The 7059-nt window shown below is 47.9% G+C and carries 7 protein-coding genes and 1 pseudogene; all 8 read right to left on the bottom strand.

Going from position 1 to position 7059, the window contains the following annotated elements; all coding sequences use genetic code 11:
* Nucleotides 1-116: 116 nt before the first annotated feature.
* Nucleotides 117-431 (bottom strand): annotated as a pseudogene (locus AWU74_RS10000) (50S ribosomal protein L4); the annotation flags it as partial.
* Complete coding sequence (gene rplC / locus AWU74_RS02465) at nt 431-1063, bottom strand: 50S ribosomal protein L3 (protein ID WP_062327205.1); 633 nt, start codon at nt 1061-1063, stop codon at nt 431-433. The pseudogene AWU74_RS10000 and the gene rplC, both read right to left, overlap by 1 nt.
* Nucleotides 1064-1074: 11 nt before the next feature.
* Nucleotides 1075-1383: a 30S ribosomal protein S10 gene (gene rpsJ / locus AWU74_RS02460; RefSeq protein ID WP_062327202.1), complete on the bottom strand. Its 309-nt coding sequence runs from the start codon at nt 1381-1383 to the stop codon at nt 1075-1077.
* A gap of 26 nt (nt 1384-1409) precedes the next feature.
* Nucleotides 1410-2597: an elongation factor Tu gene (tuf, locus tag AWU74_RS02455; RefSeq protein WP_062327200.1), complete on the bottom strand. Its 1188-nt coding sequence runs from the start codon at nt 2595-2597 to the stop codon at nt 1410-1412.
* Between the two features lie 116 nt (nt 2598-2713).
* Nucleotides 2714-3184: a 30S ribosomal protein S7 gene (rpsG, locus tag AWU74_RS02450; protein WP_062327196.1), complete on the bottom strand. Its 471-nt coding sequence runs from the start codon at nt 3182-3184 to the stop codon at nt 2714-2716.
* Nucleotides 3185-3199: 15 nt separating this feature from the next.
* Nucleotides 3200-3574, bottom strand: a complete 375-nt coding sequence (rpsL, locus tag AWU74_RS02445; protein ID WP_062327194.1) for a 30S ribosomal protein S12 — start codon at nt 3572-3574, stop codon at nt 3200-3202.
* A gap of 552 nt (nt 3575-4126) precedes the next feature.
* Complete coding sequence (locus AWU74_RS02440; protein ID WP_062327191.1) at nt 4127-4357, bottom strand: hypothetical protein; 231 nt, start codon at nt 4355-4357, stop codon at nt 4127-4129.
* 291 nt (nt 4358-4648) lie between these two features.
* A complete protein-coding gene (locus tag AWU74_RS02435) occupies nt 4649-6949 on the bottom strand; it encodes a DUF4954 family protein (protein WP_238580133.1) in 2301 nt (766 codons plus the stop codon).
* Nucleotides 6950-7059 lie beyond the last annotated feature (110 nt).

Here is a 7059-nt window from a genome sequence, read left to right as displayed (position 1 = left end):
CATAAGCTTGGTGAATTTTCACCTACACGAATTTTTCGCACTCATAGCGGTTCAGACAAAAAAATAGAAAAATAGGAAGCAAGATGGTAAACAACAAATACCGTGCGGTAACAAAGTTTCATTTTTTTTGGCAACGTATAGTTATAATTTCTCGGTTTCGGACCAAAAATCACTCCACCACCTCGTAGTAACGGAGATTTCTTATCGCCACACCGTGCACGTCCAGTTCCTTTTTGTTTGTATGGTTTTACATTACTACCCCGTACAGCAGAACGATCTTTCGTACATACTGTCCCGACGCGTTTGTTCGCTAATTCATTATTAATAGCATAATAAACAATATATGCATTTGTCGGAATTCCGAATATCGCATCGTCAAGTTTAATTGTTCGCAATTCATTTCCATAAATCGAATAAATCTTTTTTTCCATTACTTTACCCTTTGTTTTTTTATCGCAGATTTGATTATTAACATACAGTTCTTATTTCCAGGTACCGCCCCGCGAACAAATATCACGTTAAGATTCGGGTCAATCTGTATAATTCGTAAATTTTGAACAGTAACTTGTTCAAACCCCATTCTACCCGGCATCTTTATATTTTTAAAATTGTGCCCTGGAGTAGTACATTGTCCTGTTGAACCGATCTCTCGATGAAACTTAGAGCCATGTGTTTTATTTCCTCCACGAAAACCATAGCGTTTTACCACACCTTGAAATCCCTTCCCTTTTGATGTCGTTATTACATCAAGAAAGCGGATGCCTTCAAAAAGAGTGACGCCCACTTTATCACCGACCAAAACTGCAACGTCAAAATCGCGAAATTCTTTCAAAAAACGTTTCGGATGAATACCGTCACAAAATTGCCCGCCATACGGTTTGGTTATATGTTTTTTTTTAAGGTCATCAAATCCCAATACTACTGCGCTGTAACCATTTTTTGTTTTTTCCTTGCAAGCAACCACTACATTCGGTTCAACCAGAATAACTGTTATCGATACTACATTCCCGTTTTCATCAAATATTTGAGTCATCCCGATTTTTTTTGCAAGTAGACCTTTCATATGCATCCCCTCTATTGTTTTACCTCTACATAAACACCAGCAGCAAGCTCAAGTTTCATGAGTGAATTCACTACATCCGTAGACGGACCAATAATATCAATTAGTCGCTTATGAGTCCGCATCTCAAACTGTTCGCGTGATTTTTTGTTCACATGAGGTGAACGCAGGACAGTTATTTTATTTATTCTGGTTGGCAAAGGAATCGGTCCAGCCACCTTCACACCATTTTTTTGCACTGTTTGCACTATTGACTTTGTACTTTGGTCTATCAATTCAACGTCAAACGATCGGAGTTTAACACGAATCCGCCCGGTTACCATACAGACTCTCCTATATACACCGAATATTACTCTAAAATCTCTGTTACTTGACCGGATGCAACAGTACGACCGCCTTCGCGGATAGCGAATTTCAGCCCTTTATCCATAGCAATAGGGTGAATTAATTCACCAATAATTTTTGCATTATCACCGGGTTTAACCATATCTACCCCTTTTGATAAGGTAATTGTTCCAGTAATGTCGGTTGTCCTGAAATAAAATTGGGGGCGATAGCCACTGAAAAACGGACTATGCCTACCACCCTCTTCTTTTGAAAGAACATAAATTTGTCCTTCGAATTTTGTATGCGGGTGAACAGAACCGGGTTTCGCAAGTACCTGTCCACGCTCAACCGCTTTTTTTTCAATGCCACGAAGTAATATGCCAACATTGTCTCCAGCAAGACCTTCTTCAAGGAGTTTATTGAACATTTCAATACCCGTAACAACCGTTTTTTGGGTCTCTTTGATACCGATGATTTCAATCTCTTCGTTCAAATGGACAACGCCAGTCTCAACACGACCAGTTACCACCGTACCTCGCCCTGAAATCGAGAAAATATCTTCAATTGGCATCAGGAAAGGTTGGTCAGAAGCACGTGCAGGCTCCTTGAAAAAAACATCCATCATTTTGAGTAATTCTTCAAGACAAACAGTCGCTTCAGGATTATTAGGTTCGGTCATAGCCTTAAACGCAGAACCTTTTATAATCGGGGTGTTCTCGGGAAAATTGTATGATTTAAGAACATCACGCACTTCTTCTTCCACCAATTCAATTAACTCGGGATCATCGACAAGGTCAATTTTATTCAAAAACACAATCATGCCTGGAACACCGACCTGACGCGCCAATAAAATATGCTCACGAGTTTGAGGCATAACCGAATCAGGTGCTGAAACAACTAACACCGCACCGTCCATCTGAGCTGCGCCAGTAATCATGTTTTTGATATAGTCAGCATGTCCAGGGCAATCAATATGCGCATAATGACGCTTATCAGATTGATACTCCAAGTGTCGAGTATTGATAGTGATACCACGTGCTTTTTCTTCTGGCGCATTATCAATTTCGTCATATTTCAAAGCCTTATCGCCATATTTTCTGGCACAATACTGAGTAATAGCAGCAGAAAGGGTCGTTTTTCCATGATCGACATGACCAATGGTTCCCACATTCATATGGGGTTTTGTTCGCTTGTACTTATCTTTTGCCATAGAAACCTTCTTTATCTACCAATGTTAATTTATACTCGTGTTTATAATTTTGGTATCTCAACGCCATTAAACACAAAATAATTTCAACAACTAAAAACACAAAACTACTCTTGTGTTTACCATCGGTAATGAGCAAATGCTTTGTTCGCTTCTGCCATTCGATGCATATCTTCTTTCTTTTTATATGCCGTTCCAGTGTTATTAAAGGCATCTAGCAATTCTATGGAAAGACACTCATTCATACCGAGCCCGCTTTTTGTACGAGCAGCAGCAATTATCCAGCGCATTGCAAGCGCTTCACGTCGCATGTCTCTGATCGCAATTGGCACGTGGTATGTCGCACCACCAACCCGTCGAGATTTCACCTCTATCATTGGTTTTACGTTATCCAATGCTTTTAAAAAAACATCCAAAGGATCTTTATTGGTCTTGTCCTTTAACCGTTCCAGTGTTTCATATACCAAACGAGTACATGTTTCCTTTTTGCCATCATGCATCATACGGGCAACAAATTTCGATACCACAATACTCTGATACCTTACATCAGGAGTGACAGTTCGCCTGATACTCTTATTTTTTCTTCCCACTTTGGTTCTTCTACCTTATGTTTTGGGACGCTTAGCACCATATTTTGACCTACCCCGCTTCCGATCTTCAACTCCCAACGTGTCTTTTGTACCGCGGATGATATGATAGCGCACACCGGGAAGATCTTTGACACGCCCGCCGCGGATAAGCACCACGGAATGTTCCTGTAAATTATGCCCGATACCCGGAATATACGCAGTAACTTCTATCCCATTATTCAACCGCACACGGGCAACTTTCCGTAATGCTGAATTCGGTTTTTTAGGCGTAACAGTCATTACACGGGTACAAACACCACGTTTTTGTGGGCAAGACTGCAATGCAGGAGATTTCGTTCTTGCCGAAGCGGTTTTGCGTCCATAACGAATCAGTTGGTTAATAGTAGGCATTAGCTCTTTCTCCGCAATTATTTTCCATGTAATAAGTCGCTAGCATTCAGCTATAATCCAACTATACATTAGTTTATAGAGAGAATAACAAAATTATATCTATTCGTCAAGTCCTCTCCTTATTTTTTTTTCTGCGCAAGCTATGCTAATACATATTTTATTTTTGGGTCTTTTAGATATTTATATGCCTTTTGATAGTTTAGTACTGGCCATTCTGCTTCAATATAGATCACTTTGATTAGCTCGTCCGACAAACCAGAAATAACACTAGGGTGACAAACTCCGACCGCCCATAAACATCCCATCCGCTCTTACGCAGCGGAGACAGAAATGAATAATCTCGCAACAAGCTACGGAATATCAGTCCTTAGAGGAAACTAAGGTAATGCGTAGCAATTCTCCGTCAACATTTGAGGACGCACAAAATATTTTCAATAATATGTTTCATATACTTCACGGCTGTATGCTCTTTACCCGTAAACACTAGCGCGACAGTGCTAATTCGTAATTCCCATTCAACTTAGCTGCCGTCCGCACTTTACGCACTTTACTCTATGCAGAATCTATCATCAGGATATCCTCGTCAAGCTTGCTGAGCGCAGTATCTGCTCGCATTTTCCATACCCCTTTGTCATGTTTACGGATTCTGGCAGTACATCGTTGATAATAGGCGCTGTCTTTCGCCATTCTCCGGTACTTTCCTGCCTGTCCGGTCAGCAGAGCTTTTATCCGCTCCCACGCCTTGCCGCTTATATCTTGTCGGTGAATGTCTTCGCTTTTCATACTTTCTATTATACTTTTTTTCTTTCGCTTATGCAAGAACCTCTCGCACCTGTAGGTTAAGCGTCTTTGTTTTTCACCTCTGTCAGAAACTCAATACAATTAATATTGGCGCACAGGCTTCAGTGCCACTTATAATAGTGGAGTCTCTCCACACCATAGTATAGAGACCTTCCACATAGCGGTGTGGAGATATTCCCCACTGTAGTATGGCGACCCCTCACACTACAGTATGGAGAGCCTCCATTATTCCGGCAGGGAACAAATCCCGCTGCTTCGGTATTGCCACTGTCCTTAGACCAGCCCCGAAAACGCTGCATCCAGTGCTTGCTTGAACGCGCGGGTATCGCGCTCAAGCCTCTGCAAAAACTCGCTGCCGGAAAGAGTTCCCAGTACGGCTTCCATTTCCGCCTCGTTCCGGTAGGTAATAGCGCGGAACGGGTCGTCAAAATCCTTTTCCCGCGACCGTAGCGCACTTTCGTAAATGTAGTCCGAAATGTCGCGCACGTCGTCGCGGATTCCGGCGAAAGTTTCCGGCGTAAACTCCGCAGACGGGCAGGAATACAGTTGCTCCAGCAGAAACAGCGCGTACCGCGCCTTGTACCGCGGATATTCCGCCTGACACTGGTCGTAAAAGGCGTGCACCTCGTCCCACGAGCGTATCGCGCCGGACACGACGCCCGCAACCAGTTCGCAGGTTTTTTCCGACGGCAGCACCTGCCCGCCCGCATTCTCCCAGTCGGTATACAACGGCAGGCGCGAGACTTCCTCGAAAAATACGGGCGACAGCGGCGGCTGAACCGGCGCAGGGGTTTGTTCCGCAAGCGGCGGCGCGTCCCTGGATTCCGCGCGGCGCAGCACGGCGGCTTGAAGCAGTCCCCGGCGCGGAATGTTCGCAAGCGGCGAATCGGCGCACTGCTGCGGGCGCATAGAGTTGGCATGCGGCGCGGCAGCGCATTCTGCGCGACGCTCTTCCACAGCGGCAGAAGCGGCTTGATACTGCTCCGTGAGTGCGACAGTCTCTGCGCGGCTGTATTCGAGCAGCGTCTTTACGGCAAAATACACGGTTGCCTTGCGGTATGCCTGATAGCCCTGCGCCGCCTTCAGCACCATTGCACCGCCTTTCCGCTGGCAAAGCGGGTCGTCGAGCGTCAGGTCGGCGTCGGAGTTTCTGTGCAGGTACTCTTTCGCGTCGCCGAGTGTCTGCCCCGTTTTTTGCGCCGTCAGCTCGATAAGACGGATGAGCGCGGCCAGGATTTCCTGCACCGTGTCGGGCGCGAGCGGGTCGGTTTCGATATGCTGCACTTTGACGGCGCGCCGGTCGCGCTTAGCGAATTTGTCACGGTTGCGGACGACCGCGAACATATTGTACATAAACCAGTACGCCGGAATGACGACCAGCCCCTGTCCGTCGTCCGCGGGGGATATGAGCGAGAACGGGTAGGAAATGTTCAGTTCGTGGCGGTACGCGCCCTTCGCGGCGAGCGTGAACGAGGCGAAGCTGCTGTTGTGCTTGAAGCTGGCGCACAGCCCCGTCCAGAACCCGCGCCGCGCGACGATTTCACCGTCGTTCGAGCGCGAATTGTGGTTTGAGCCGACGGTCGCGCCCGCAGCAATGTTCGACTGCCCCATGACCGTCGCCGCAATGAGGAACGACGTGTTGTGGTGCTGCTCGTGAAAGGGATAAATCAGGTTGTTCAGCAGCTCGCAGCACGAGACGGTGGAATTGTCGCCAAGCACCGAGTTCAAGAGCCGCGCCCCGTATTTGAGCTGGCAGTTTCGTCCTATGACGAAGCGCACCGCTGCTGCCTGATAGAAGACCTTGCTGCCGTAGCCCATGATCCCGTTGACGAGCACGACTCCTTCGCCCACCTGCGACGGCTCGGCTTCGCTGGAGCATACCGTGACGTTTTTGAGCTTCAGCGCCCCCTTTATGTACGCCTTCGCGCCGATTTTCGCGTCCTTGACGAGCAGCGTGTTCTTGACCACCGCGCCGTCCCCGACGGTGCCGAAGGTATCGCGCTTCCCGTCGTTGCCCTGCTCCGTGAACGCGACGAGCCGTTCCAGCAGCGGCTTGTTGTCGCGGTGGCGGCTCCACAGCCACGCGTCGGCGGGAAGCATACCCTCGAAGGGTAGCACGGCGCGCCCCTCGTTTTCGTTCCCCGCGCCGACCCAAACCCTGAGCGATTCGTCCTCGCCTTCCTTTAGAATGCCGTTGCCGAACTTCGCGTGTTTGGTGCAGCTCATTTCCTGCACATTGAACAGCATGACGCGGCTGCCGATTCGGTAGTTCTTGAGATAGGCGGCGTTGCGGACGCACACGCTGTCGCCGAGCACGCAGTCTTCGATATACGAATGGTAGATTCCGGCGGCAAGCTCAAGGTCGTGGTGTTTGATTTTCCGCGGGTAGAGCCGCCCGATATACACGGCGCCCGCGAATTCGTTGTCGCAGACGAGGCTCGGGTCGAACGCCTCCGCCGAGACGAACACGTTATCCCAGTCGCGCCCGCACGAGCGGTTGCGGTTCGCGTCCAGCGCGTTCTTTTCCGCCTGCGTCAGCGGGCGATAAGTTTCGGAAGCGAACGGTTTCAGCATGAGCGCAGTATAGCGCACAAGTCTGCGACGCGCTACTGCGCACCGCAGACTTGTGACCGAGTTTCTTGAGGAAACTCGGCAGATAGATGAAGGCGTGCTACCGAGTTTGC

It is taken from the genome of Treponema endosymbiont of Eucomonympha sp. (assembly GCF_001028545.1).
The sequence above is the reverse complement of the archived record's forward strand: the minus strand, read 5'-3'. Positions and strand labels throughout refer to the sequence as shown.